General features: G+C 41.5%; 25 protein-coding genes and 1 other RNA gene. 21 read left to right on the forward strand and 5 right to left on the reverse strand.

Going from position 1 to position 26,678, the window contains the following annotated elements:
- The first annotated feature begins 6 nt into the window (after positions 1–6).
- The 3 genes from NRIC_RS07625 to NRIC_RS07635 all read left to right on the forward strand — a co-directional run bounded on the left by NRIC_RS07625 (position 7) and on the right by NRIC_RS07635 (position 3,398).
- Complete coding sequence (locus tag NRIC_RS07625) at positions 7–432, forward strand: LapA family protein (RefSeq protein ID WP_146622106.1); 426 nt, start codon at positions 7–9, stop codon at positions 430–432.
- Positions 433–536: 104 nt separating this feature from the next.
- A complete protein-coding gene (gene recJ, locus NRIC_RS07630) occupies positions 537–2,843 on the forward strand; it encodes a single-stranded-DNA-specific exonuclease RecJ (RefSeq protein ID WP_146622107.1) in 2,307 nt (768 codons plus the stop codon).
- 42 nt (positions 2,844–2,885) lie between these two features.
- On the forward strand, positions 2,886–3,398 hold the full coding sequence (locus NRIC_RS07635; protein WP_146622108.1) for an adenine phosphoribosyltransferase: 513 nt from the start codon (positions 2,886–2,888) through the stop codon (positions 3,396–3,398).
- Between the two features lie 43 nt (positions 3,399–3,441).
- Here NRIC_RS07635 and NRIC_RS07640 read toward each other — a convergent pair whose 3' ends face one another.
- Positions 3,442–3,711, reverse strand: coding sequence for a hypothetical protein (locus NRIC_RS07640; RefSeq protein ID WP_146622109.1), 270 nt, complete (start codon positions 3,709–3,711; stop codon positions 3,442–3,444).
- Between the two features lie 104 nt (positions 3,712–3,815).
- Positions 3,816–4,439 (reverse strand): transcriptional repressor LexA, encoded by a 624-nt coding sequence (lexA, locus tag NRIC_RS07645; protein ID WP_175580024.1) that lies wholly within the window; start codon positions 4,437–4,439, stop codon positions 3,816–3,818.
- 131 nt (positions 4,440–4,570) lie between these two features.
- Between lexA and NRIC_RS07650 the strand changes: the two genes are divergently transcribed.
- The 8 genes from NRIC_RS07650 to nth all read left to right on the forward strand — a co-directional run bounded on the left by NRIC_RS07650 (position 4,571) and on the right by nth (position 12,714).
- Positions 4,571–4,813 carry a DUF896 family protein gene (locus NRIC_RS07650; protein ID WP_146622111.1) on the forward strand — a complete coding sequence of 81 codons (243 nt, stop codon included), beginning with the start codon at positions 4,571–4,573 and terminating at the stop codon, positions 4,811–4,813.
- A 96-nt stretch (positions 4,814–4,909) separates the two neighbouring features.
- Positions 4,910–6,904, forward strand: coding sequence for a transketolase (tkt, locus tag NRIC_RS07655; RefSeq protein ID WP_146622112.1), 1,995 nt, complete (start codon positions 4,910–4,912; stop codon positions 6,902–6,904).
- A 183-nt stretch (positions 6,905–7,087) separates the two neighbouring features.
- Positions 7,088–7,906 carry a glucosaminidase domain-containing protein gene (locus NRIC_RS07660; RefSeq protein ID WP_146622113.1) on the forward strand — a complete coding sequence of 273 codons (819 nt, stop codon included), beginning with the start codon at positions 7,088–7,090 and terminating at the stop codon, positions 7,904–7,906.
- 104 nt (positions 7,907–8,010) lie between these two features.
- On the forward strand, positions 8,011–8,940 hold the full coding sequence (gene cysK / locus NRIC_RS07665; RefSeq protein WP_146622114.1) for a cysteine synthase A: 930 nt from the start codon (positions 8,011–8,013) through the stop codon (positions 8,938–8,940).
- A gap of 96 nt (positions 8,941–9,036) precedes the next feature.
- Entirely contained in the window at positions 9,037–9,471 is a 435-nt protein-coding gene (locus NRIC_RS07670) for a Fur family transcriptional regulator (RefSeq protein ID WP_146622115.1), read from the forward strand.
- 444 nt (positions 9,472–9,915) lie between these two features.
- Entirely contained in the window at positions 9,916–11,262 is a 1,347-nt protein-coding gene (locus NRIC_RS07675; RefSeq protein ID WP_146622116.1) for an FAD-dependent oxidoreductase, read from the forward strand.
- Between the two features lie 95 nt (positions 11,263–11,357).
- On the forward strand, positions 11,358–12,071 hold the full coding sequence (locus NRIC_RS07680; RefSeq protein WP_146622117.1) for a DnaD domain protein: 714 nt from the start codon (positions 11,358–11,360) through the stop codon (positions 12,069–12,071).
- The gene (nth, locus tag NRIC_RS07685; RefSeq protein WP_146622118.1) at positions 12,061–12,714 is read left to right on the forward strand and encodes an endonuclease III; all 654 of its coding nucleotides are present in this window, start codon (positions 12,061–12,063) and stop codon (positions 12,712–12,714) included. The genes NRIC_RS07680 and nth overlap by 11 nt, the downstream gene beginning before the upstream one ends.
- A gap of 29 nt (positions 12,715–12,743) precedes the next feature.
- On the opposite strand, the gene NRIC_RS07690 is transcribed toward nth, so the two are convergent.
- Positions 12,744–15,005 carry a PBP1A family penicillin-binding protein gene (locus NRIC_RS07690; RefSeq protein ID WP_146622119.1) on the reverse strand — a complete coding sequence of 754 codons (2,262 nt, stop codon included), beginning with the start codon at positions 15,003–15,005 and terminating at the stop codon, positions 12,744–12,746.
- A gap of 8 nt (positions 15,006–15,013) precedes the next feature.
- On the reverse strand, positions 15,014–15,625 hold the full coding sequence (gene recU / locus NRIC_RS07695) for a Holliday junction resolvase RecU (RefSeq protein ID WP_146622120.1): 612 nt from the start codon (positions 15,623–15,625) through the stop codon (positions 15,014–15,016).
- A gap of 66 nt (positions 15,626–15,691) precedes the next feature.
- Here recU and NRIC_RS07700 point away from each other — a divergent pair, with 66 nt between their 5' ends.
- The 6 genes from NRIC_RS07700 to NRIC_RS07725 all read left to right on the forward strand — a co-directional run bounded on the left by NRIC_RS07700 (position 15,692) and on the right by NRIC_RS07725 (position 19,544).
- A complete protein-coding gene (locus NRIC_RS07700) occupies positions 15,692–16,249 on the forward strand; it encodes an SLOG family protein (RefSeq protein ID WP_146622121.1) in 558 nt (185 codons plus the stop codon).
- 65 nt (positions 16,250–16,314) lie between these two features.
- Positions 16,315–16,719: a cell division regulator GpsB gene (gpsB, locus tag NRIC_RS07705; protein WP_146622122.1), complete on the forward strand. Its 405-nt coding sequence runs from the start codon at positions 16,315–16,317 to the stop codon at positions 16,717–16,719.
- Between the two features lie 20 nt (positions 16,720–16,739).
- An RNA gene (rnpB, locus tag NRIC_RS07710) (RNase P RNA component class B) lies at positions 16,740–17,105 on the forward strand.
- Positions 17,106–17,290: 185 nt separating this feature from the next.
- Entirely contained in the window at positions 17,291–18,442 is a 1,152-nt protein-coding gene (locus NRIC_RS07715; RefSeq protein WP_146622123.1) for a THUMP domain-containing class I SAM-dependent RNA methyltransferase, read from the forward strand.
- Complete coding sequence (locus tag NRIC_RS07720; protein ID WP_146622124.1) at positions 18,443–19,117, forward strand: HD domain-containing protein; 675 nt, start codon at positions 18,443–18,445, stop codon at positions 19,115–19,117.
- A gap of 82 nt (positions 19,118–19,199) precedes the next feature.
- Positions 19,200–19,544, forward strand: a complete 345-nt coding sequence (locus NRIC_RS07725; RefSeq protein ID WP_146622125.1) for a hypothetical protein — start codon at positions 19,200–19,202, stop codon at positions 19,542–19,544.
- Between the two features lie 10 nt (positions 19,545–19,554).
- Here NRIC_RS07725 and NRIC_RS07730 read toward each other — a convergent pair whose 3' ends face one another.
- A complete protein-coding gene (locus NRIC_RS07730; protein WP_146622126.1) occupies positions 19,555–19,869 on the reverse strand; it encodes a hypothetical protein in 315 nt (104 codons plus the stop codon).
- Positions 19,870–20,022: 153 nt separating this feature from the next.
- On the opposite strand from NRIC_RS07730, the gene NRIC_RS07735 reads away from it, so the two are divergent.
- The 4 genes from NRIC_RS07735 (at position 20,023) to alaS (ending at position 26,646) form a co-directional block, all read left to right on the forward strand.
- Positions 20,023–21,204, forward strand: coding sequence for a VanZ family protein (locus tag NRIC_RS07735; RefSeq protein ID WP_146622127.1), 1,182 nt, complete (start codon positions 20,023–20,025; stop codon positions 21,202–21,204).
- Positions 21,191–22,540 (forward strand): DEAD/DEAH box helicase, encoded by a 1,350-nt coding sequence (locus NRIC_RS07740; RefSeq protein ID WP_146622128.1) that lies wholly within the window; start codon positions 21,191–21,193, stop codon positions 22,538–22,540. Before NRIC_RS07735 ends, NRIC_RS07740 begins: the two co-directional genes overlap by 14 nt.
- Positions 22,541–22,684: 144 nt before the next feature.
- Entirely contained in the window at positions 22,685–23,737 is a 1,053-nt protein-coding gene (locus tag NRIC_RS07745; protein ID WP_146622129.1) for a DUF7278 family profilin-like fold-containing protein, read from the forward strand.
- Between the two features lie 275 nt (positions 23,738–24,012).
- A complete protein-coding gene (gene alaS / locus NRIC_RS07750; RefSeq protein WP_146622130.1) occupies positions 24,013–26,646 on the forward strand; it encodes an alanine--tRNA ligase in 2,634 nt (877 codons plus the stop codon).
- Positions 26,647–26,678 lie beyond the last annotated feature (32 nt).

Consider the following 26,678-nt stretch of genomic DNA (forward strand, 5'->3'; position numbering starts at 1 on the left):
GTTCGAATGAATAAACAGTGGAAAGTCATCTTAGGCTTCATTCTGGTTTTACTGATCGTTTTATTTGCGGTTTTCAACAACCAAGAGGTTCCTGTCAGTTTTGGATTTACCCGTTTTTATAGTCCGTTGATCCTGATAATTATCGGATCAGCGTTGATCGGTGCATTGATCGTTTTCTTGACCTCAAGCACGGCTCTTTTCAGGCTGAAAAAACAAAACAAACAGCTGCATAACCAAATCGATCAATATGAAACGAATAACCAAACAGCATTACATGAGGAAAAAGAAGCCTTTTTTCGCCAACAGGAAAATGAGCTGGCGACAGTCAGAGCGGACTATGAAAGTCTGTTAAAAGAAAAGGAGGCAGAAATTGCTGAATTATCCGGCAACAAACAGCCTTCATCAGACCGATCAATCGATTATTTTGATTGATTCGAATAGAATGGACAGAGAACCTGTGCAATCAGCTGCACGTTCTCTGTCTCTTTTTTTGTGGCAAAAATTTTGCTATAATAGCACGGTTGGGATGTGATTTTTTGAGTAAATCATTGTACGAGTGGCAGCTTCGGCAAAGCGAGCCTGCCAACATTGATTTTTTAACTGAGATTGTAGACGCTGGATACAGCAAGGCGTTTGCTGAAATATTGTGGAAACGTGGAATAAAAACAAAAATTGAATTTGATCAGATGCTGCAAGCTTCTGCTGACGATTTGTATGATCCTTTTTTGATGCATGACATGGATAAAGCCGTCGAACGGATTCAAGAAGCGATCTTAAGCGGCGAACGAATCTTGATCTACGGTGATTATGATGCAGATGGGATCACCAGCACGTCGATCATGCTGGAAGCATTAGAAATGCTCGGAGCGGATGTTCAATCGGTTTTGCCCAATCGATTCATTCATGGATATGGACCGAATAAAAACCTGTTTGCCGAAAAGATCGATGAGGGAATCCAACTGATTATCACTGTAGACAATGGCGTTGCTGGACACGAGGCGATTGATTACGCAAACTCCCGTCAAGTAGATGTGATCATCACGGATCACCACGAATTGCCTCCAACACTTCCTAAGGCTTATTGTGTTGTTCATCCACGCCATCCAGAAGGAAAGTATCCATTTGGTGAACTGGCAGGGGCAGGAGTGGCCTTTAAGCTGGCTACTGCATTATTGGAAGAACCGCCCGTAGAGCTTTTGGATCTGGCGTGTATTGGAACTGTGGCTGATTTAGTTTCCATGACTGGCGAAAATCGGAAAATTGTACAATTGGGCTTAGAAGTCATCAAACAAAATCAACGGATCGGCCTTCAGCAATTATTGAAGGTCAGCGGCTTAGATAGCCAAAAAATCGATGAAACCAGCATTGGCTTTGGTCTCGGACCACGACTAAACGCCATTGGAAGACTAGGAGACCCGAATCCAGCCATCGAGTTGATGACGACTTTTGATGAGGAAAACGCTGAACACTTGGCAAAACGTCTGGATCAAATCAATCAAGAACGAAAAACGATCGTTCAAACAATTACGGATGAAGCTATGGCAATGGTTAATCCTGAACATGAAATTCATTTGATTGCTGGAAACGGATGGAACCCTGGTGTTTTAGGAATCGTTGCCGGCAATATCTTGAAGCAAACTGGACGCCCAACGATTGTGTTGGCAATCGATGATACTGGCAGTGCCAAAGGTTCCGGACGGAGCACTGAGGCTTTGGATCTTTTTGCTATGCTCTCAACTATGAGAGACCTGTTTACTCATTTTGGCGGACATTCTGCCGCAGTAGGACTGACACTTCCTGCTGGAAAGATTGAATCTTTGCAAGCTGAAATGAATCAGTATGTTCGGGAAAACCAGATCAATTTGGATAAAGGTTCGATAATAGTGATCGATGAAAAGCTGAAAATCTCTGAAGCGACATTGACATTGATCACTGAGCTGAAAAAGCTGGCACCTTTCGGAACAGATAATCCAGTTCCTCACTTTCTATTCGAAGGCGTCTTTTTGAACAATCTAAAAATGATCGGTGCAGAACAGCAGCATGTGAAGTTTTCGTTAACTAAGGATGGGCAGCAACTGGATGCGATCGGATTCAATTTTGGTGGAAAGATTGAGGAGATGCAGCAGGATGATACTCGTTTTGTCGGCGATTTAGAGATCAATGAGTGGAATGGACAGAAAAAAGTTCAGTTGAAGCTGCTCGATTTCGCTTCGGAGGGTCTCCAAGTCATTGATCGCCGTGCGAAGCATACTTGGACACAGCCCTTAGAAACCGGAAAAACGATGTATGTGGCTTTTCAAGAAAAGAGCAAGCAGATTGTTGCCGAAAACCTCAGGGAGCAGGTCGTAGTCTTTGACGGACAAACAGCAGTGAACACAGCTGGATACCAACAACTAGTGGTACTAGATTGTCCAAGCAACGTAGAAGAATTGAGAAGAATTCTTCACGAAGGGGCATTTGATCGAGTTTATCTATTTCTGTATAGTGCGGATGAAGCCTATCTGAATGGGATGCCGAAACGTGAACAATTTAAACAATTGTATCAGTTTTTCTATAAACAGCAGCGTGTAGATATTCGATACAAGCTGAAAGTTGTTTCGAATTACTTAAAGATTCCCGAAAAGCTGCTGATTTTTATGATTCACGTGTTTTCTGAGCTAAACTTTGTTACAATAGATGACGGCGTTTTGCAAATGGTAGCTGCCCCTCAGCAACGATCCTTTGAGGAAAGTCAATTATACAAACGGCGCGTGCAACAGATTAAAAGTGAAGAATTTTTATTATTAAGTGATATTCAAACCATTCGAAATTGGTTGAAAAATGAGTCGTCAACAGTTGGATAAGAACAAAAAAAGATGGTTGAACGTACCTAGGAGGAATTAGAAATGGATTTAAAAGATTACATCGCTAGTATTCCGGATTACCCGCAAAAAGGGATTGTCTTCCGGGACATCTCTCCATTGATGGCAGACGGAGAGGCATATCGGGAAGCGACGAGACAAATTGTTCATTACGCCAAGGAAAAGTCGATTGATATGGTGGTTGGACCAGAAGCCCGCGGTTTTATTGTGGGGTGTCCTGTTGCATTTGAATTAGGTGTGGGATTCGCTCCTGTACGTAAACCTAATAAATTGCCGCGCGAAACCGTGGATGTGGAATACGAGAAGGAATATGGCACGGATACATTGTCGATCCATAAAGATGCAATCAAACCTGGTCAGCGAGTGTTGGTAACAGATGACTTGCTGGCTACCGGGGGAACAGTCAAAGCGACGATCGACTTAATCGAAAAATTAGGTGGAATCGTTGTCGGTTGTGCATTTTTAATCGAGTTAGAGGAATTACATGGCAGAGACAAGATCGCCGGATATGACATTTTAACGTTGATGGATTATTAACCAAAAAGAAGCTCCCAGTCAAAAAATGACTGGGAGCTTCTTGCTATGCAGATTTATGAAAATGAGTATCGTGATAGTCGTAAGAATCGATATAATAGAAATCATTCGCTGGTTCGTGACGGTAAGGTTCATCTTCAGTCTCGAGCTCTTCGTAATGATAGGTCTGTGCGTATTTTCTTTCATCCCAGAGCATGAACCAAACGATAAACAAACCAGAAAAAACAATCACGGTCGCCATTGCACCTAACTTACCGATCAACAAACCTATCAATAAAAAACCAATCACTAACCCAAATCTTCTGACAGCTTTCATATTCATTCACCTCTATTATTTCTAAACACGAACAAGTGTTTGCATCTCTATTATACGAATGTTTGTTCGATTTGTAAAGAAAAAAATTAATCGGATTTCTCCGATTAATAAATGTGGCTGCGATAAAGACCGACTACTTTGCCTAAAATGGAAACATTGTCCAAAAGAATAGGAGCCAGCTCATCATTTTCCGGCTGCAGTCGAATATGATTCGCTTCACGATAGAATCGCTTGCATGTCGCCTCGTTTTCATCGGTCATGGCGATCACGATCTCACCATTCGTCGCGATCGATTGCTTTCGAACAATCACATGATCCCCGTCGTATATCCCTGCATTGATCATACTTTCCCCGCGGATCGTTAACATAAACAGGCTGCCGTCCTCACTGGACAGATCTGGAGGAACAGGGAAAAAATCTGAGGCCTCTTCTACTGCTAAAATCGGTTCTCCGGCAGTAACGACTCCCAACATAGGGATCACCTGCGGTTGAGCCCCAATTTTTTCTAATCCGCTGATCGTCAATTCAATCGCACGAGGTTTCGTCGGATCGCGCTGAATCAAGCCCTTTTTCTCTAGTCTTGCTAGATGACCGTGAACTGTTGACGTAGACGAAAGATTCACTGCCTCGCCAATTTCTCTGACCGTTGGTGGATATCCTTTATTTTCAACACGTTCGTGAATAAAACGCAACACTTCCAATTGTTTCGTTTCTGTTCGTTTTGCCAAAACCCACACCTTCTTCTCGTTTTTTTTAGTTTAGCATATCTAAACCTAGAAATCAAACAAGCGTTCGCATTTTTATTTTTTCCTAATCCGTTTTTTTAATGTATAATATAGAACAGGAAAGGGGTGCTGAGATGCTCTCAGAAGAAAAGATCGCTCGAATCAATGAGCTAGCTAAAAAGAAGAAAACAGAGGGCTTAAGCGAGTCAGAAGCCAACGAACAAAAACAATTGCGTGAAGAGTACTTGTCTTCTTTTCGTTCGGGAATGCGCCATCACATCGAAGGAATGAAAATCGTTGATCCCGACGGCAAGGATGTTACTCCAGATAAATTAAAAAAAATCCAAAAGGCAAAAGGACTGCATGATCGAAAATAGAAAATAATCCTAATTTTGGATTGAAATGCATTAGTAAATCGGTTACAATGAATTTGGAATAAAAGTATTTATAACCAAAAAGGAGGACGTATTATTTTGTTTGATAAAATCGATCAACTAGGTGTCAACACGATCCGTACTTTGAGTATTGACGCGATCCAAAAGGCGAATTCAGGACATCCAGGTTTACCAATGGGGGCTGCGCCAATGGCTTACGCGTTATGGACGAAGCACCTAAACGTAAATCCAGCTACATCCTTGAATTGGCCAAATCGCGACCGCTTTATTTTATCAGCAGGACATGGATCAGCAATGCTTTACAGCATGTTGCACTTGGCCGGTTATGATGTGACGATTGATGATTTGAAAAATTTCCGTCAATGGGAAAGCAAAACTCCGGGACATCCAGAATATCTTCACACGGACGGTGTAGAAGCAACGACGGGGCCTTTAGGTCAAGGAATCACCATGGCTGTCGGCATGGCCATGGCAGAAGCACATTTGGCTGCAACTTATAATCGTGACAGCTTCAATGTGATGGATCATTACACGTACACGATCGTTGGAGATGGAGACCTGATGGAAGGGGTTGCTCAAGAGGCCAGCTCAATGGCAGGACACATGAAGTTAGGCAAATTGATCGTCCTTTACGATTCAAATGATATTTCCTTAGATGGGCCAACTTCAAAAGCCTTCACTGAAAACGTAGGTGCACGTTACGAGGCTTATGGTTGGCAGCATATTTTAGTCAAAGACGGCAATGATCTGGAAGCGATCAGCAAAGCAATCGAGGAAGCGAAAGCAGAAACAGATAAGCCTACAATCATCGAAGTGAAAACAGTTATTGGCTTTGGTGCACCGAAGGAAGGAACTTCTGCAGTCCACGGAGCTCCGATTGGGGCAGATGGGATCAAAGCAGCGAAGACAGTTTATGGCTGGGAATATCCGGATTTCACCGTTCCTGAGGAAGTTGCTGAACGTTTCAAAACTGAAATGCAGGACAAAGGAGCAAAAGTTGAGGCACAATGGAATGACCTGTTCAAAGACTACAAAAATGCTTATCCCGAACTAGCAAAACAGTTCGAAGATGCATTTGCTGGAAAACTACCAGAAAATTGGGATGCAGAGCTTCCTGTTTATGAAGAAGGCTCAAGCCAAGCAAGTCGTGTGTCAAGTAAAGACGTCATCCAAGCGATTTCTAAAGCAGTTCCAAGCTTCTGGGGAGGTTCTGCAGACTTATCCGGGTCAAACAATACAACAGTTGCTGTTGAAAAAGAGTTTCAGCCTGACTCTTATGAAGGCCGCAATATTTGGTTTGGTGTTCGAGAATTTGCGATGGCTGCTGCAATGAACGGAATTCAATTGCACGGTGGTACACAGATTTATGGGGGGACATTCTTTGTCTTCACTGACTACCTGCGTCCAGCAATTCGGATGTCCGCAATCCAAGGACTGCCTGTCACTTATGTATTGACGCATGATTCTGTTGCAGTCGGAGAAGATGGACCAACACACGAACCAATCGAACAATTGGCTAGTGTTCGCTGTATGCCAAATGTCCAAGTCATTCGCCCGGCGGATGGAAATGAAACAACAGCGGCATGGAAAGTTGCGTTAGAATCAAAAGATAAACCGACATTGTTAGTTCTTAGCCGACAAAACTTGCCTGTTCTTCCGGGCAGCAAGGAAATGGCTAAGGAGGGGGTTGCTAAGGGTGGTTATGTGATTTCCAAATCAGAGGCAACCACTCCAGATGGAATCATCATCGCAACTGGTTCAGAAGTCAATCTAGCAGTTGAAGCACAAAAAGTTCTGAAGGAACAAGGAAAAGATATCTCCGTAGTATCCTTGCCAAGCTTTGATTTGTTCGAAGCGCAAGATGAGGCTTACAAAGAATCTGTTCTGCCAAAAGCTGTAACAAAACGATTAGCAGTTGAAGCAGCTTCATCTTTCGGTTGGGAACGTTACATCGGCAGCGAAGGCAAAATGATCAGCATCGACCATTTTGGTGCCTCTGCTCCTGGCGGATTCATTTTAGAACAATTTGGTTTCACTGTTGACAATGTAGTAAATACATTCAATCAAATTTAAATGTTGTGAAGTGCAAGGATTTCAAGTCCTTGCACTTTATTTTTTTGTTACGCATGTTACGTTAAGATAACAAATGGATGAATTTGATGCGACTAAATTGTTTGTAAAAAAAGAATAACGTATACTAATTATGAACTTAAATTAGACGAAAATTAACAGAAGAAAGAATCTTGGAGGTAAATAATGAGCCGTTTTAAGACTCGCAGTGAACGACACGTACATAAAAAAGAACAACAAAGGAGAGCATTTAAGCGAACGATTCCTATATTGGGAACTGCCTTAGCAGCTACTCCTGCTGCTGTGGGAATCAATCAAGTGCAGGTAGAAGCAGCACAAACGCAAGACCAAGCGGCATTTATTGAACAGTTAGGATATTCAGCGATGCAAGTATCCGCTTCAAATGATTTGTATGCTTCAATCATGGTTGCTCAGGCTTTGGTCGAAACAGGTTTTGGTTCCTCCACGTTGTCCAATGCTCCTTACTATAACTTATTTGGAGTAAAAGAGTACAGTGGCGGACCTAGCGTGAGTATGAGTACACAGGAATATCTGGACGGGCAATGGGTCACGATGTCAGAACCCTTTGCTGTATACAACAGTTATGCTGAATCCTTTTTAGATCATGCTAGTATCCTTCGCAGTTCCTATTATGCTGGGGCTTGGAAAAGTCATACTTCTAGCTACCAGGATGCTGCGTATTATTTAACAGGACGTTATGCGACTGATCCAGGATATGCTGCAAAATTGATTTCTTTGATCCAGAGCTACAATTTGACTCGATTTGACACTCCTGGAGCTGGGACAGCGATCCAATCACAGCCTGAACAGCAGTCCGTTGCGGTACAGCAGACTAGTATTACTGGGCAGACATATACGGTTCAATCAGGTGATTCAGTATGGGGGATTGCCGAAAAATTCGGGATCAGTCTTGATCAATTTTTAGCAAACAATGGGATTTCAATCGATTCAACTATTCTCCCAGGACAACAAGTATCCGTTTAAAGAAGCGTAAAGGCTTCTTTTTTTTGAACATATTTCTCGCGATTTTCTCATTTTTCGATTACTATATAAAAATAAGAAGTGTGATAAAAGAGGAGGAAAATACAATGAATAAAATAAATGATTCGATACTATCGACGATTGGCCATACACCGATCGTTAAATTAAGGAGATTACCTGAAGAACAAATGGCTCAAATATTTGTAAAAGTTGAATCTTTCAATCCAGGCGGAAGTGTGAAGGACCGTATTGCTTTAAGCATGATCGAAAAAGCTGAAAAAGATGGTCAATTAACGGAAGGCAGCACAATCATTGAGCCAACATCAGGAAATACCGGAATTGGTTTGGCGATGGTTGGTGCAGCTAAAGGATACCATGTCGTACTGGTTATGCCAGAAACCATGAGTATTGAAAGACGTAAATTAATGCAGGCTTACGGGGCAGAACTTATCTTAACTCCGGGCCCAGAAGGAATGAAAGGCGCCATTGCAAAAGCCAATCAGTTAGCCGAAGAAAATGGCTGGTTTGTCCCATCGCAATTTGACAATCCGGCAAATCCTAGAGTTCATGAATTGACAACTGCGAAAGAAATCCTAGATGCCTTTGGACAAGAGGGATTAAACGCTTTTGTTGCAGGGGTTGGAACTGGAGGAACGATAACAGGTGTAGGAAACGAACTGAAACGAATGTACCAAACGATTAAAGTATATGCTGTTGAACCAAAAGAGTCTCCGGTACTAGAAGGAGGCGAGCACAGCCCGCATAAAATTCAAGGAATCGGTGCTGGCTTTGTCCCAGGCATCCTAAATACTGCAATTTATGACGAGGTCATTCCGGTTTCCAGTGAAGAAGCCATGGAGACCGCCCGTCAAATGGCTAGAAAAGAAGGAATCTTAGTCGGAGTATCATCTGGAGCTGCTGTAAAAGCCGCCTTGCAAATTGCACGATCAATGTCTCCAGAGGAAAAAATACTAGTGATTCTACCTGACAATGGCGAACGGTATTTGTCGACCGAACTATTTGAAACCGAAGCATAAATTAGACCAATTGTGAAGATTTTCTTTATATTGCTAGCTTTTCCAAGCATATCGTAGTATTATTTAATAAAGATTATTAAAAAGGAGGGGTGTTCAATGAGTAGTCACAAGGTAGAACATGCAATAGAGGAATTAAAGGAGTCCAATATTCGCATCACCCCGCAACGATATGCTATTTTAGAATTTCTGATCGAATACCGTAGTCATCCCACAGCTGATGAAATCTTTAAGGCGTTAGAAGATCGATTTCCTAATATGAGTGTTGCGACTGTTTACAACAACCTGAGAAAATTCGTGGAAATCGGTATCGTCCAAGAGATGAGCTATGGAGACGCAGCCAGCCGTTTTGATTTTGGTGCACAGAAGCATTACCACGCGATCTGTACGAATTGTGGAAAAATAGAGGATTTCTTTTATCCAGGACTTGAAGATGTGGAGATGGCATCCAGTAAATTGACCAGTTATCAGATTTCAGAACATCGTTTAGAGGTATATGGACTTTGTCCTGACTGTGTAGAGGCAGCCAACTAAAAAAAGAGACTTCGGTCTCTTTTTTTAGTTGCATCGTGCCTGTGATATAACCGTCATAGTATGTTTAAAAACCGCATAATTGATGTGATTGAAGCAACTCTTTTGGAAAACAGCCGAATAGCGAAACACTTTTATCACAGCTTCTTGCATCACATGGAAAAAAACAGAGTCACAAAGAAGATTGTTCATTCATTTCACAAACGTTTCGGATAGAATGGTGAAAAAGAAAGTTCTGAACACTCATAAAAATGCCTGTTCTAATGAAGTTAAGGTCTGTACATGACTAATCGAAAGCCTTTTTTTGGCAACCGATTTCTTTTCTTAGGAAAAACAAATAAATAAGGAAGTCGTGAGCAAAATAGGCGGTGAATTATTTGTCCTCTGCTATAATAATTTGTGCAACCAATTGCAAATTAATAATTGTTTTAAAGAAAGAGGGATATTATGAAAGTTGTAGTCGTAGGCTGTACTCATGCTGGAACAGCAGCGGTGAAAAATATTTTGAATAACCATCCAGATGCAGAGGTTACTGTATTTGAACGAAATGATAACGTTTCTTTCTTATCATGTGGAATCGCTTTATACGTTGGTGGAGTTGTGAAGGACCCCGCAGGTTTATTTTATTCAAATCCAGAGGAGCTCGCAGGGATGGGTGCAAAGGTGAACATGGAACACGATGTGACCAATGTAGATACCCAAAACAAACAAGTGACCGCAAAAGATTTGAAAACTGGGGAAGAAACAACAGTTGATTATGATAAATTGGTCATGACGACCGGCTCTTGGCCTATTATCCCTCCAATTCCAGGGATCGACTCAGACAATGTATTGTTGTGTAAAAATTACAATCAAGCCAACAAGATCATTGCTGAAGCAAAAGATGCGAAGAAAGTCGTTGTTGTAGGCGGTGGATATATTGGGATCGAATTAGTCGAAGCGTTTGCTGAAAGCGGCAAGGATGTTACGCTGATTGACGGCCTGACACGAATCCTAAACAAATATCTAGATAAGCCATTTACAGATATTTTGGAAAAAGAATTGGAAGATCGTGGAGTAAAACTTGCTTTAGGGGAAAACGTGAGTGCCTTTGTTCCTGATGAAAACGGAAAAATCCAAAAAGTCGTAACACCTAGCTCTGAATTTGAAGCAGATATGGTCATTCTCTGTGTCGGCTTTAGACCAAACACTGAACTTGTCAAAGGAAAAGTTGAAACATTGCCAAATGGTGCAATCAAGGTCAACGACTATATGCAAAGCAGTGATCCAGACATTTTTTCAGCTGGAGACTCAACAGTCGTTCACTATAATCCAACCAAACAAGACAATTACATTCCTTTGGCGACAAATGCAGTACGACAAGGGATGCTGATCGGCAATAACTTGACAGAACAAAAAATGAAGTATCGCGGTACACAGGGAACTTCTGGTCTTTATTTGTTCGGGTGGAATATTGGTTCGACTGGATTGACTGAAGAAGCTGCAAAATTACAAGGGCTTGACGTAAATGTCACCGTTATCGAAGACAATTATCGTCCAGAATTTATGCCGACAACTGAAAAGATCTTGATGGAGCTTGTTTCTGAAAAAGGAACAAATCGGATCGTTGGCGCGCAGTTCGTATCTAAATACGATATCACACAGTCTGCCAATACAATGTCTGTTGTGATTCAAAACGAGATGACTGTTGAAGACCTCGCACTCCAAGATTTCTTCTTCCAACCTCATTTTGATCGCCCGTGGAACTATTTAAATATTTTGGCACAGGCAGCTTTATCGAACATGCATCAATAATCATTTACACAAAAAAGAAGGCGAAGAGTCTTCTTTTTTTGTGTTTGGACTTCTTTGTCATTTGGTGTAAACTAGTTGGGAATGGAGGAAGAGCAATGATCTCATTACAAGAATATTTAGCGGCTGGAGAGACAACGATCTCCAATTTATTTTTACACAATTATGCACGTCTTGGATTGTCTGCGGAAGAGTTCGTTTTGTGGCTGCAGCTTTTTTCTGCTGGAAAAGCCGGCAATGATTTCCCGGATCTAAAGCAAATTGCAAAACATATGGGGATCACCTCTGAAAAAATCTTCGAACTGCTGAATCAGCTGATGGACAAGAAATTCATAGAATTGGATACTTATACCGATGAGGACGGACGTAAAAAGGATCGATACGATCTGCTGCCGACCTTTGAAAAATTAACGATCGTCAAAGAACAAGAAAGATTTCAGGAAGAACAGGCCACAGAGGAACAAGCGATCAAGACAATGTATCTAGCCTTTGAGCAAGAATTTGGTCGACCTTTGTCGGCAATAGAATACCAGCGGGTTGGCCAATGGATCGAAGAAGATCATTATGCGCCAGAGCTGATTACACTTGCCCTACGAGAAGCTGTTTTAAACCAAGCCTACAACTTTACTTACATTGATCGAGTCTTGTTAAGCTGGGAACGCAAGAATATTCGAACTAAACAGCAGGTGGAGGAAGAGCAAAAAAGAAGAAAACAAATTTTGCTGCAAAAAGAGGAGATTCATAGCAGTGAAGAATTGCCAAAAGTATCTCTGCATAATTGGTTAAAGGAGAAAGACTCAAATGCTGAATAAGGAAAGAACAATGGAAGCTATCACAAGAATGTATGAAATGTTTCCGGAGGCTCACGGCGAATTGCAGGCACAAAATCCTTTTCAGCTGTTGGTTGCAGTGATACTCAGTGCGCAAGCAACGGATGTTTCCGTAAACAAGGCTACGCCTGCCCTATTTGCAGCCTATCCCACGCCTGACTTGTTAGCACAAGCGCCGATCGAAGACATTATCGACAAAATCAAAACGATCGGTCTTTATCGCAATAAGGCTAAAAATATCAAGGCATGTGCGCAAATGCTATTAGAAAATTTTGGCGGAGAAGTCCCTAAAACACGCGAAGAAATCATGACTTTGCCGGGGGCTGGCAGAAAAACGGCGAACGTTGTTTTAGGTGATGCATTTGGAATTCCAGGTATCGCCGTAGATACTCATGTTGAAAGAGTCAGCAAACGCCTGCGTATTTGCAAGCAATCCGCTAGCGTGACAGAGGTAGAGGAGACCTTGATGCGCAAGATTCCTAAGGATTTATGGGTCAAGACACATCATACAATGATTTTCTTTGGACGCTATCATTGCTTAGCTAGAAATCCAAAATGTGAAATCTGTCCTTTACTGGATCTCTGCCAGGAAGGGAAAAATCGATTAAAAGGCATTCGAACTTAATGCTCGAATGCCTTTTTACATCTTCTTTTTTATTGACTGCCTTGCGGTGGTGCGGGTTCGCTGCTTCCAGGTGGTTCAGTACTCGGTTGCGGCGCCTCGCTGCTTTGCGAAGGTGGGGGCGCCGGTGTTGGATCAGACGACGAACTTGGCGGATTCTCCTGGCTAGAAGACGGTGTTGTCGTACTAGACTCAGAGGAACTGCTCGACGAAGAGGGAGGGGTTGTGCTTGGTGCTACATAACTGTAAGTCGTATTCGGTCGTTGGTAAGGATAATTGTTTGATCCGTTGATATACAGTTCATTGCCGATTCTGGACAGCCCTTCAGGAAACGGCCAATCATTGGTCGTTATATTTTGCGAAACATACCGCATCAGTTCACGATAAACTGCTGCTGCAATCATATCTGATTGGCTGGTGATCGGTTTTTTCCGATCATCGTAACCAGTCCAGACAGAAATTGCGTAATTTGTAGTATAGCCCGTAAACATCACGTCTGGTGAGATACTTCCATAATGCGGAATCTCAGCTAATTCTTCGGTGGTATAGTTGGAGGTCCCTGTTTTTCCTGCTTGGATCAAGTAAGGAATTTGAGCGTTCGTCCCAGTACCTCGAGTGATTACATCTTTCAAAATATCAGTAACCATGTAAGCAGTATAAGGCTCCATTGCTTTTTGCCCTTCTGCTTTCATGTCTTCTTCCGTTCCATCTTGATAAGTGATCTTGCTTACATACTGCGGCTCAAAATAGGTTCCACCATTCGATAAAGCAGCGTAAGCAACAGCCATTTTCTCAGTGGAGATCCCATACTTGGTTCCATCTTGGGTCTCCGTATTGCTGGAGATTGCATTGGCTAAAAACATATCTTTGTACTCAATGCCTAGTCCTTTTAGGAACTCAGCGGCTTTCTCTGTACCAATTTCGTCTAGCAGTTTGACTGCAGGGACGTTTCGTGAGTCGTACAATGCTTGTCGCAAAGTGATATTGCCGAAATATCGGTTATCCCAGTTGTTTACAGGAGTCGTTGTTCCAGGATAATTATAAGGTGCATCTTGAATATACGTTCCAGTCGATTTTTGCAAGTATTCAAAAGCAGGAGCATAGTCTGTAATCGGCTTAACTGTCGAACCGAAGTCCCGGCTGGTGTTGACTGCTCGATTGTAGCCTAGAGTCACGTCGGTTGAAATATTGCGTCCACCGATCTGTGCTTTTACCTGACCGGTATTGACATCGACCATGGTTGCTGCCACTTGAAACTCTTCATCAGGATATTGAACGTACTGATCAGTATTCACAATGTCATACAATTCTTTTTGGGCACCCATATCTAAATTCGTATAAATGTCCATTCCGTCTGTATAAACATCCTTGCCAGTTTTACGGTGCACTTCATTGATAACTTCTTTAACGTAATTATCAGAGATTCGACGATCTTCGTTATCAGTCGGTAAGGGCAGCAACCCTTCTTGAACATTGGAATTCTTGGCTTCCTCATATTCATTCTGAGTGATTTTGTCATTATCTAGCATCGTGTACAATACCGTATCGCGACGTTCTTTTGCAGCATCAGGGTTTTCATAAGGATCATACGAGTTTGGTGCTTGTGGCATTCCAGCTAAAAGCGCTGTTTCAGCAATCGTCAATTCTTTAAGTTCTTTTCCAAAATAGGTTTTTGCTGCGGTCTCCATGCCGTAAATACCGTTAGCCATATAAACCTTATTGATGTAAAAGGTCAGAATATCCTGTTTGGATTTTTCTTTTTCCAGTTTCATCGCCAGCCAAGCTTCCTGTGCTTTTCTGCGCAGGTTGCGATCAGAAGCGCTAGTGGAGAAATACGACAGCTTGATCAATTGCTGAGTCAAGGTACTTCCGCCTTGAACATCATCACTGCGGGCATTGTGCAAAGCAGAGCCGATGATTCTTACAGGGTCGATCCCATTATGTTTAAAGAAACGGCGATCTTCGATTGAAACGATCGCATCATCCAGCTCTTGAGGGATGTCGTCTGCCTTGGCCTTTTCTCGTTTTTCAGCCCCAAGGTCATCCAGCATTTCTCCATCTGCAGTAAACAGTCTGGAAGAGGAAGGAGCATCCAGCTTCTTATTGGTTAATTCTGGTGCGTCTTTGACATAATAGAAAAACAGGCCGATCCCGGATAGCATAACGATGCAAAGAAAGCCGAGTACTCCAATCGTAATCATTAACGCGATTTTGCCCTTGCCCTTAGGTAAATTGAAGCCTTTTCTGTGAGAACTTTTCTTCCTTTTCTTCCTTGAACGTGATGTCTGTGCCATAAAATCAGTTACTCCTTTTTCAAAATATATTCGTTGACGGCATCTAGATAAGGAACTCTAGGTGCGATTTTGTCAAAAATTTCGATTCCTTGCTTTTCTATTATACTGAGCGGGATTGATTTTTTCCCGGAATCTTGTTTTTCCCATAAAAAAATAAGATCTTCGCTAGGCAAAAAGAAACATCGTTCCAGTGTGGAGAACCACAGCAGAACAAAACAGATCCCTTTTTGTGCAATGCATTTCCTCATGTGTTCGATCTGATGAGGATGAAAATTTTTAAAAGGGAAGGAGGTTTTATTCTTTGTTTCTTTTGCCTCAAAATCCAAATAATACCCGTTGTAAACTCCGTTATAATCAGTCGTAGAAGGCTGTCGAAAATAAGCCTCTCTGATGACAGCCGCACTTCGTTTGGGATAGTCTACCTTGACGACCTGTAAGGGTGTTGGCTTTTTATGGATAACTGCTTTATCATGAGTAATGTAATACTCATTACTCAGATTGATCGCTTCCTCAAAGCGCATTCCACGATTAGCAAATGTTGTTTTTTTTGTTATTTTTGATTTTTCGATATCTGAGTTCTCTTGTGAGAATAGTTGACCATTGGGGTAACGAAAAGACATTATGATCACACTCCTACGTGCTATTATATCAAATTTTTTTCCGATTAAACGAAAGAGAGTAAAAAAATGCCAGAAATTATTAAAAGATTATACATTACCGGCTACAAGAGTTATGAAATAGCCGTTTTTAACCAAAAGGATCCTAAGATTTCTATTATAAAACGCGTGTTAAAACAAGAAATCCAACACTATTTGGAGAATGGGCTTGAGTGGGTCATTGTCAGCGGAGAGCTAGGAACAGAGACTTGGGCAGGGCAGGTCGTTCACATATTGAAGACTGAGTATCCAGATCTCAAGCTAGGGCTGATCTTTCCTTTTGAAGAATTTGGTGGAAATTGGAACGAGGCGAATCAACTGCAATTGAATGAGCTAAAACAGCAGGCAGATTTTATCGATTCTGTGAGTCATCGTCCGTATCAGAGTCCGCAGCAGTTTCGCAATCATGCTCAATTCTTGTTGGAACACACAGATGGAGCACTTTTAGTTTATGATGAAGAGTATCCTGGAAAGACCCGTTTCTTTCTCTCTTCTATTCACCGCTTCCAAAAGAATCATCCTTATTCTCTTCAAATGATTACAATGGATGATTTAGAAAATTCATATGATTCCGGGGATAGTGTTTGATTTCCTCTAGTTTATCATTTATGATAGAAAAGAAAGTTAATATAGTCTGTTAATGAGGTGGAAAAATGGCGAATCTAATTTATACCCCAAACGATATTTTGGAACAAGAATTTAAGACCAAAATGCGTGGATACGATCCGATCGAAGTTGACGAATTTCTGGACAATGTAATCAAGGATTATGAAACCTATCATAAAGAAATATTGAAGCTTAAAGAGGAAAACGAACGGTTGAAAGCAAAGATCGATCAGGTTTCAAAAGCACAACCAACTGCAACTCGTACGAAGGAAGCCCCAAAAAGTTCTGCAGTAACGAACTTTGATATTCTTAAACGACTGTCTAATCTGGAGCGAGAAGTATTTGGTAAAAAGCTGGATCAGCAAGCGACCTCCAATCAGGCAACAAACGATGCAATGAGACAGAGTTACTCACAATCAGAAGATGACAACGAAAAAACACGTCAATTTTAAACAAACTTAATATTTTTGCAGTTTTCGGGTGATCGCGGCTTATTGACAAGCTGAGGAAAGTCCATGCTCGCACAAGCTGAGATGCTTGTAGTGTTCGTGCTTAGCGAAACCATAAGCTAAGGTACTCTTTTTGAGTAACGGCAGAAAAAAGGGCTAAGGAGCAATCTATGCCCAAGTATTCTTGAAAGTGCCACAGTGACGAAGCATTTTGAGAAATCAAAATGGTGGAACGCGGTAAACCCCTCGAGCGAGCAACCCAAACAATGGTAGGGGCGCTTTTTCTAAGGAAATGAACGATGAAGAAGACGACAATCGTCGGAGATAGATGATTACCACGTGATTCAGCTTCCCTGAGTTGTTTTGCGTACAGAACATGGCTTACAGAAAATTGCAGCATTCAGGGGACCTTCCAACTTCGTTGTGAAGGTTTTTTTAAAGTATATGAAAAAAAGATCGAGCAACGGATGGCTTCACAAACTAGCTTTGAAAACCATTTCAAAGCACCATGAGTTTGCGAAGCCTTTCTTATTCAAAACAAATCAATCAACAATGTGGTAAGAAGGAGCAGAAAATGAACAAGGAATATCAATTGATTGCTACAGCAGCTGCTGGCATTGAAGCATTAGTGGGCAAAGAATTGCGGGACTTAGGAATAGATTGCCAAGTCGAAAATGGTCGGGCACGTTTCAAGGGAGACCAAGAGACGATCGCAACTACAAATCTTTGGTTAAGAACAGCCGACCGGGTAAAGATCATTGTTGGCGAATTTGATGCCTACACGTTTGACGAATTATTTGAAAAGGTCAAAGCTTTGCCTTGGGAAGATTTTTTGCCTTTAGATGCCCAATTTCCAGTGGCCGGACGTTCAATCAAATCGAAATTATACAGCGTTCCAGATTGTCAAGCGATTACGAAAAAAGCGATTGTTGAACGACTGCGGGAAGTGTATCATCGCCCCGCTCGCGTGCCTTTTTCAGAAACCGGTGCTTTGTTTCAGTTGGAGGTTGCTTTGCTGAAGGATCATGTCGTTTTGACCTTAGACACCACTGGTCCCAGCTTGTTCAAACGCGGTTATCGAATGGAAAAGGGAGGAGCCCCTCTTAAAGAAAACATGGCTGCGGCCTTGGTCATGTTGACCAATTGGCGAAAGGATCGTCCGTTTTATGATCCCGTTTGTGGTTCAGGAACTTTGTGTATTGAAGCTGCATTGATCGGACACAATATTGCTCCGGGGTTTAACCGCGAGTTTGCTTGTGAAAAATGGGAATGGTTTAGTCCTTCGGTGTTTGAAAAGGTCAGAACATCTGCTGACGAAGCTGCAGATTATGATATTGAATTAGATATCACCGGCTCTGATATTAATGGACGAATGATCGAGATTGCTTCTGCAAATGCCGATGAGATCGGGCTAGGGGATTCGATCACTTTCAAACAACGGGCAGTCAAGGATTTTAAGACAGATAAAGAATATGGCGTCATCGTTGCTAATCCACCTTATGGTGAACGTTTAGGGGATGAGGAAAAGGTTCGTGAACTTTATCAAGAAATGGGGGACGTCTTCATCCCTTTGTCTACATGGAGTAAGTATATATTAACCAGCGACCTTGAATTTGAGACCTATTTTGGGGCAAAGGCTACGAAAAAGCGGAAACTGTATAACGGAGCTCTCCGTACCGATTTGTTCCAATATTGGGGAAAACGTCCACCCAGAAAGGACGAATAAATGATTGGAAAAATCGAAGCGATTCGTCAATACAGCTATCAAAAATTGAATCATGAATACACGGGTCATGATTTTTTTCATTCCGAACGGGTTGCAAAATTAGCCGAAAAGTTGGCTGAAGGCAGCAATGTTTCATTACCGATCATTCTTGCAGCCTGCTACCTTCATGATGTAATTGATGACAAAGTGACTGATGATCCGAAAAGAGAACGAGAATCAATAAATCATTTTTTAAATCAGCTTGACTGGCCTGACGAAGCGATCACACAGGTTCTTGAAATAATCGATCATCTGTCCTTTTCCTATGAGGTGGAACATGGAAAGGCTGAACTTTCTTTAGAAGGCAAAATCGTCCAAGACGCTGATCGTCTCGACGCGCTAGGCGCGGTAGGTATTCTGCGAACAGCTTATTATGGCGGAAGTACCCAAACACCTTTGCATCATCCCAATGAATCTCCTAGGACATTCGGATCAAAAAAAGAATACCGTAAAAAGGGAACTGTCATCAATCATTTTTATGAGAAATTATTTCTTTTGCAAGCAAGTATGAACACGGTCAAAGGAAAAGCAGAAGCACAGAGAAGAACAAAAATCATGGAAGATTTTCTTGGAGAGTTTTACTTAGAATGGGACGGGGATCTTCCTGAGATTGACAAAAATGAAAAGAAAATTTGAAAAAAAAGAGATAAAAAGCAAATGAATGTTTCTTTTTCAGCCTTTTTCGTATAATTGAAAGTGCTTGGAAAGGAGCATGAGAATGTTGAACAGACAAATGATCGAACCAAAGAAAATGTTGAACATCCTCTCAACTCTTCGCGAAGGCTTTTTTGCGATTCGCTGCCAGCTGTCGAGAAAGACTTACCAAGTTCTTTTGTACAAATATGAAAAAGATTATTTCCTGCTGAAAAATCCTTATTTGTTCCATTTGTTAATGGACAGAAATGCTTATTATTGGAATGATCAGGAAATATTAGACAGCATAGAAGCAACCTTTGATGAAAATCAGTATTATCCTACCTCAAAAGAGTGGGTTGAACTAGATCTATCAACATTAAAATTAAAGGAAAACGTGGAGATTGAGTGGTTCCAGTTTGAAGACTAGCAAATAGAAGCTAGTCTTTTTTTCTGAACTGTTTAAATAGAAAATAAAAATTGATGATGGTTAAAACACTTCCTATCGCTAGAGGAATCAGCAAAAGGCGCTGCGTGTAGTTAAAAGATTCTTTAAAGTCTTTTAAAGAGTTCCCTAAAAGAACAGTTTGGCTGTAGCGATACACTTGGTAGCTGAAAGTCGTTAAAAAGACTGAAATTAAAGCCAAGACAAAGCGTCGATAATCTGCGTATTTCTTATTGCGTATCAGTGAAACAATAAGATAGCCTACCAATAGACCAATTGGTACACCAAAGGCAAATGTAGGGTTAAGCATTTAATCCCTCCTGGATACAATAGAATAGTTTGACTTTATGGACTGAAAGATCCTACTTACAGTATTTGATAAAAGTGACCGTTTCGTCAAGAGAAAACAACAAATTTGTCAGAAGAAGGAAAGTTCAGTAGAGTAAAAATCGAGGTGAGACCTATGAACAGCTACACGTATCCTATCCACATCGCTTTGATTGTATTCCCCTTTTTAGCATTAGTGATTACAATTCCCATTTTACTTTATTACTATCACAAATATGGTACTCTAGGAAAATTGAGAAGTTTAGTGTTGTATTCATTCGTTTTTTATTTGATTAGTGCATATTTCTTAGTCATATTACCACTGCCGAGCATTAATGAAGTAGCGGAAATGACTGGACCAACATACCAATTGCATTTAGGAGAATCTTTGCAAAATTTTCTCAGCCAAACGGTTCTGAGGATTAATCAGCCAGACACCTATTTGCCAGCCCTTCGACAATCGGTTTTTTTGGAGCCGGTCTTTAATATTTTTTTAGTGTTTCCATTTGGTATTTACGGTCGTTATTATTTCCGTTTTTCTTGGAAAAAGACCATCTTTTTAAGCTTTTGTTTGTCTCTTTTCTTTGAGCTGACTCAATTGAGCGGTCTGTACTTCATTTATCCAAGACCTTATCGCTTGTTTGATGTCAATGATTTGCTGCACAATACACTTGGCGGTGCCTTGGGATATTTCTGTGCCCCATTGTTTACCTTCTTTTTGCCTACACGCAGTGAATTGGATCACGAATCCTTCGAAAAAGGCAAACAAGTTACTTTGTTGCGCAGAGCAGCAGCAGCCATTGTTGATTGGTTTTTGCTTGATTTATTCCAGACAGTCTTTAATATCACGGCAGTATATGTACCTGAACTCAGGAATTCTGACTTGTTGACAGGAGATATCGGAGAGGTAACAAGCAATTTGTTAAAAATTGTCCTCTATTTTATGATAGGGTCTTATCTTATGCATGGGCAAACACTAGGTAAAAAGCTGGTGAAAATCAAGGTTGAGGAAATTGGGAAGCCTCGTGTTCAATTATGGGCTTTAGTCAAACGATACAGTGCGTTTTATTTATTGTTGTTCGTGACTAGTCAAATTTTTCAATTCAGCTGGTCGCAGCTGGTCAATACAACCAATCATCGCCTATTTATCGCTTATATGACATTTGGTTTGATCAGTTTGGGAATTTTACTTTTATTTACCTTCAACTTGTTGTATGCTCTCATAAGGAGAAAACACCGCTTATTCCATGAAAAAGTTAGTCACACGTATACAGTCAGTACGGTAAAAGAGAAAGAGGTAAAACATGCAGACATTTGATTCCTTTCATTTAAAGCCTTTTATTATAAAAGCTATTGAAGAAAAGAACTTTACACAGCCAACCGCTGTTCAAGAAAAATTGATTCCGTTGATCCAAAAGGGAAAAAATATCGTTGGTCAATCACAAACCGGCTCAGGGAAAACCCATACATTTTTGTTGCCTTTGTTAAATCAAGTCGATGGAACGAGAGATGAAGTTCAGGTAGTCATTACTGCGCCTAGTCGTGAATTGGCTACACAAATTTATCAGGCAACGGTTCAAATCACTAAGCATTCTTCCATTGAACTAAGAGTCACAAATTATGTCGGTGGGACAGATAAACAGCGGCAATTAGAAAAGCTCCAAACTCACCAGCCGCATATAGTGATCGGTACACCGGGACGCATCTTAGATATGATGAATGAGCAAGCGTTAAAAGTTCATACAGCGAACTATTTTGTTGTCGATGAAGCAGATATGACATTAGATATGGGCTTTCTTTCGGAGGTAGATCAGATCGCTGGTCGATTGCCTAAGCATTTGCAGATGCTGGTGTTTTCAGCAACAATTCCTGAAAAACTTCGGCCCTTCTTATTGAAATATATGGAAAATCCGGTGATTGAAGAGATCAAAGCACAAGCAGTGATTTCCGATACGATCGACAATTGGTTGATTTCGACGAAGGGAAAAGACAGCAATCAGTTGATTTTACAGTTGCTAACGATTGGTCATCCGTATCTAGCTATCGTTTTTGCAAATACCAAGCAACGAGTAGATGAGATTTCCGATTATCTAAAATCACAGGGGTTGAAAATCGCCAAGATCCACGGAGACATCACACCTCGTGAACGTAAACGAGTCATGCGTCAGGTACAGAATTTGGAGTATCAATTTGTAGTCGCCACGGATCTTGCTGCTCGAGGAATTGATATCGAAGGTGTCTCACATGTAATCAACGCTGAAGTCCCTCACGAATTGGATTTCTTTATTCATCGAGTGGGTCGTACCGGTAGAAACGGATTGAGCGGAACGGCGATCACCTTGTACGATCCTAGTGATGAACAAATGATCAGTCAAATCGAAGCACTAGGGATTTCCTTTGAACCAAAGGAAATCAAAAATGGTGAAATCGTCGACACTTATGATCGAAATCGTCGTAAAAAGCGCGAAAAAAATAAAGATGAATTAGACCCCACGTTGATCGGGTTAGTCAAAAAGAAAAAGAAAAAAATCAAGCCCGGCTATAAGAAGAAAATTGATCGCGCGATCTCAGAATCAAACAAACAAAAAAGACGCGTCGCTCGAAGACAAGATCAGCGGACTCTTCGCAAAAACAAAAAGAATTCGAATCAATAACGACTCAGCTTCGGCTGAGTCTTTTTAAGTTGTAAAAAAACAACGAAAAAGAACTTTTGCTAAATATTTCCCTCATTTTGCTCAGTGATTCTTTACTTAGTGGTATAATTCTAGCATAAGAAAACAAAGGAGGAGACGCGTTCTATGAACCTCATTGATCAATTGGATTGGTCGTATTGGAAACGCCTAAGCGATAAAGATAAACGAACACTATTTGGCCAAGTTTTAATGTATTTTGTCAGTCCTTTGAAGCGGATCACAGAGATCGAACTAAAGGAATATGAATTGTACGGTATCAAGTGCCAAACCTTTGAATTATGTATCGACGAAGAGGAATTCGTATTCATTCCGGGAAACCGTGATGCGATCCTTGGCTGGAATTTGGGGACAAAAGGCTTGTCATTGCTTGAAACAGCACCAAATTCCCCCCACGTTAAAATTCCTGAAAGATTACAGACTCGCTATAATTTGCTGGACGTGGCCTCTTTGGCAGAATACATCAATGAAAAGACGACCAGTCTGAGAAAAGTTAAAATTCCACCGATGTTTGTGCAGCGTTACCCGCTACCTGCTGGCACCGATTATTTAGGCATATATAATGCTGTCAATGGCAGTTTTACTGGCGAAGCGGATCAATTTGTTGCCTTTGAAAGTGAGATTCGGGATTTGCTTTGTCCAAACTTAAGCCCTTCGGAAAGTATCCGCTGGAGTTTTCCGAAAAATCTCTTAAAAGAAAATCATTGGTATATGGATTTAGTTCCCAACAGCGACTGCTATTATGTTTACAGCCACAAACGTCATACGTATACATCTTTGCGAAAAGAGATCCGCAGCCAAAACTTTGATCTCTTGACCGAAGATCAGTGGGAATATGCCAATGGTGCTGGCAGTCGACGTCTTTTTCGCTGGGGCAATGATTTAAATATCCATGACCCTTATCGTGGAAAGTCCATTCGAAATATGATGAATGGCCAAAATATGTTCGGCCTGTTTTTTGACACTTCAATGGAACGCTATGAAATCACAGAAGATCCGGGTGTATTAAAATTGACCGCTGAACAAGAAAATACAGGAATTCCGATCGTTGACAAGCTGGCGTTGTCCTCGTATTACTCACCGGATAAAACCCTGCTGCACGAGGAGATCCTCTCTCCTAAAGAGTATCTTTATCGTAAAGCAATCCTAGTCAAAATTTAAACTGAGAATTGACTTTTGTGTCGGTTTCTCCTATACTTTCAATCAGGATATGGTTTATTGAGCTACTTTTACAGAAAATACGACGTTTGTTGAGAGTCGTGTACAGCAGTCAATGGATCGCTCCCTGTTACAATTGGTTGAAAAATCAACGCTGCTCAGCGTTAACGAGCTGAAGAGGTAATGATCAACTATCATTGCAACCAAGGTGGTACCGCGAATGTTCGTCCTTGGATGCAGTGGTAGTTTTTTTATTTTTTAAGAAGAGAGGAATAAAGATGAAACAATTAAGCAGTGCACAAATTCGCCAGATGTTTTTAGACTTTTTTAAATCAAAGGGACACATGGTGGAGCCAAGTGCCTCATTAGTACCTGTCAACGACCCGTCGCTGTTGTGGATCAATTCGGGTGTCGCAACGATGAAAAAATATTTTGATGGTTCTGTCGTGCCTGAAAATCCACGGATCGCAAACGCTCAAAAATCGATTCGAACAAACGATATTGAAAATGTTGGAAAGACTGCCCGTCACCATACGATGTTTGAGATGTTAGGAAACTTTTCAATCGGGGACTACTTTAAAACCGAAGCCATTCACTGGGCTTGGGAATTCTTGACTTCTCCAGAATGGATCGACTTTGATCCAGAAAAGCTTTACGTGACCGTTTATCCAGAAGATGCTGAAGCAAAACGAATCTGGCTAGAAGAGGTTGGATTGCCAAAAGGCCATGTAGTAGAGGTTGCCGATAATTTTTGGGATTTAGGCGTTGGACCGAGCGGGCCGGACTCTGAAATTTTTTATGATCGCGGTGAATCGTTTAATGATTTAGCAGAGGACGATCCCGAAAACTATCCAGGTGGAGAAAATGAGCGGTACTTGGAAATTTGGAATCTAGTGTTCTCTGAATTTAATCACAAACCTGACAACACGTACGAACCGCTTCCGCATCAAAATATTGATACAGGAATGGGCTTGGAACGAATGGTCTCGATCATTCAAGATGCCCCTACAAATTTTGAAACGGACCTTTTTTTACCAATTATCGAAAAAACTGAACAGTTGAGCGGAAAAAAATACGGGTCAGATAAGACATTGGATATTTCATTTAAGGTGATTGCTGACCATATTCGTTCTCTGGCATTTGCGATCGGTGACGGAGCGTTGCCTTCAAACGAGGGCCGTGGTTATGTCTTGCGCCGTCTGCTGCGCAGAGCAGTAATGCACGGTAAAAAGCTAGGAATTAATGAAGCCTTTTTGTACCAACTTGTACCAATCGTCGGTAAGATCATGGTCAGCTTCTACCCAGAAGTGCAGCAGCAAAGTGAGTTCATCCAAAAGGTTGTTCGTACAGAAGAGGAACGTTTCCATGAAACCATCAATGAAGGGCTGACAATGCTAAATGACGTCCTGGCAGAACTAAAAGCGGACAATAAATCCACACTTGACGGCAAAGTGATTTTCAAGCTGTATGATACATTTGGCTTCCCTGTAGAATTGACAGAAGAGGTCGCTGAGGACGAAGGTCTAAAAGTGGATCACGAAGGCTTTGAAGTCGAAATGCAGGCTCAAAAAGAGCGCGCACGAGCGGCTCGCACTACCGAAACCTCGATGGGGGTTCAAACAGCCTTGCTGGGCGAAATCAAAGTAAAAAGCGAATTCGTCGGATACGACCAACTAGAAGTTGAAAGTAAATTATCGATCATTATCCAAAACGATGCAGTCATTGAACAAACGAGTCCAGGTACAGCGCAATTGATTTTTGCCAAGACGCCTTTCTATGCAGAAATGGGTGGGCAGGTTGCAGACCACGGTGTGATTACAGATACCTCAGGTGAGATCGTGGCGACAGTGATTGACGTTCAAAAAGCACCGAACGGACAGCCTTTACACAAAGTAGAAGTTGCTAAGCCTTTGACGACTGGAGAAAACTACTTCCTGCAAGTTGATGCTGCAAGAAGAAATAAAATTCTTAAAAATCATACCGCTACCCATTTACTGCATAAGGCCCTTAAAGAGGTATTAGGGGATCATGCCAATCAAGCGGGTTCCTTAGTCGCTCCAAAACATTTGCGTTTTGACTTCACCCACTTTGGACAAGTCACTCCAGATGAGTTGAAGAATATGGAGAAAATCGTGAACCAACGTATTTGGGAGGCCATTCCAGTTGTGACCATCGAAACAGATATTGATACAGCTAAAAATATGGGTGCGATGGCTTTGTTTGGTGAAAAATATGGACATGATGTTCGAGTGGTCAACATTGGTGATTGGTCGATCGAGCTATGTGGAGGCACTCATGTAATCAATACCGAAGATATCGGTCTTTTCAAAATTGTCTCTGAATCAGGTATCGGTGCGGGGGTTCGTCGAATCGAGGCATTGACTGGCCAAGAGGCTTATGAGGCATTCCGGCAAGAAGAAGAACGATTACTGGAGATCGCGCAAATCGTAAAATCACCTCAAATCAAAGAGGTGGTCAGCAAAACAGAACAATTACAGCAACAACTGCGCGAGCTTCAAAAGGAAAATGATCAATTGGCAACCAAGCTGGCCAATCAGCAAGCGGGAGACATTTTCAAAGATATTAAGGAAATCAATGGGACAACGATTATTACCGCGCAAGTAACTGTGAAGGATATGAATCAACTGCGGCAAATCGCGGACCAGTGGAAACAAAAAGCAGCTTCTGATGTTCTCGTGTTGGGGACTGCTCAAGGCGAGAAGGTCAATCTTTTAGCTGCAATGAGTCCAGCAGCGCTTGACAAAGGATTGAAAGCGGGGGACTTGATCAAAGCAATTGCACCGAAAGTCGGCGGCGGTGGTGGCGGTCGGCCAGATATGGCACAAGCAGGCGGCAAGAACCCTGCAGGTCTAAACGACGCACTTAGTGAAGCTCTGAACTGGCTTTCTTAAGCAAATAACAAGGAAGGTTTGCACTTTCCTTG

The organism is Enterococcus florum, from assembly GCF_004309355.1.
Classification (GTDB): domain Bacteria; phylum Bacillota; class Bacilli; order Lactobacillales; family Enterococcaceae; genus Enterococcus_A; species Enterococcus_A florum.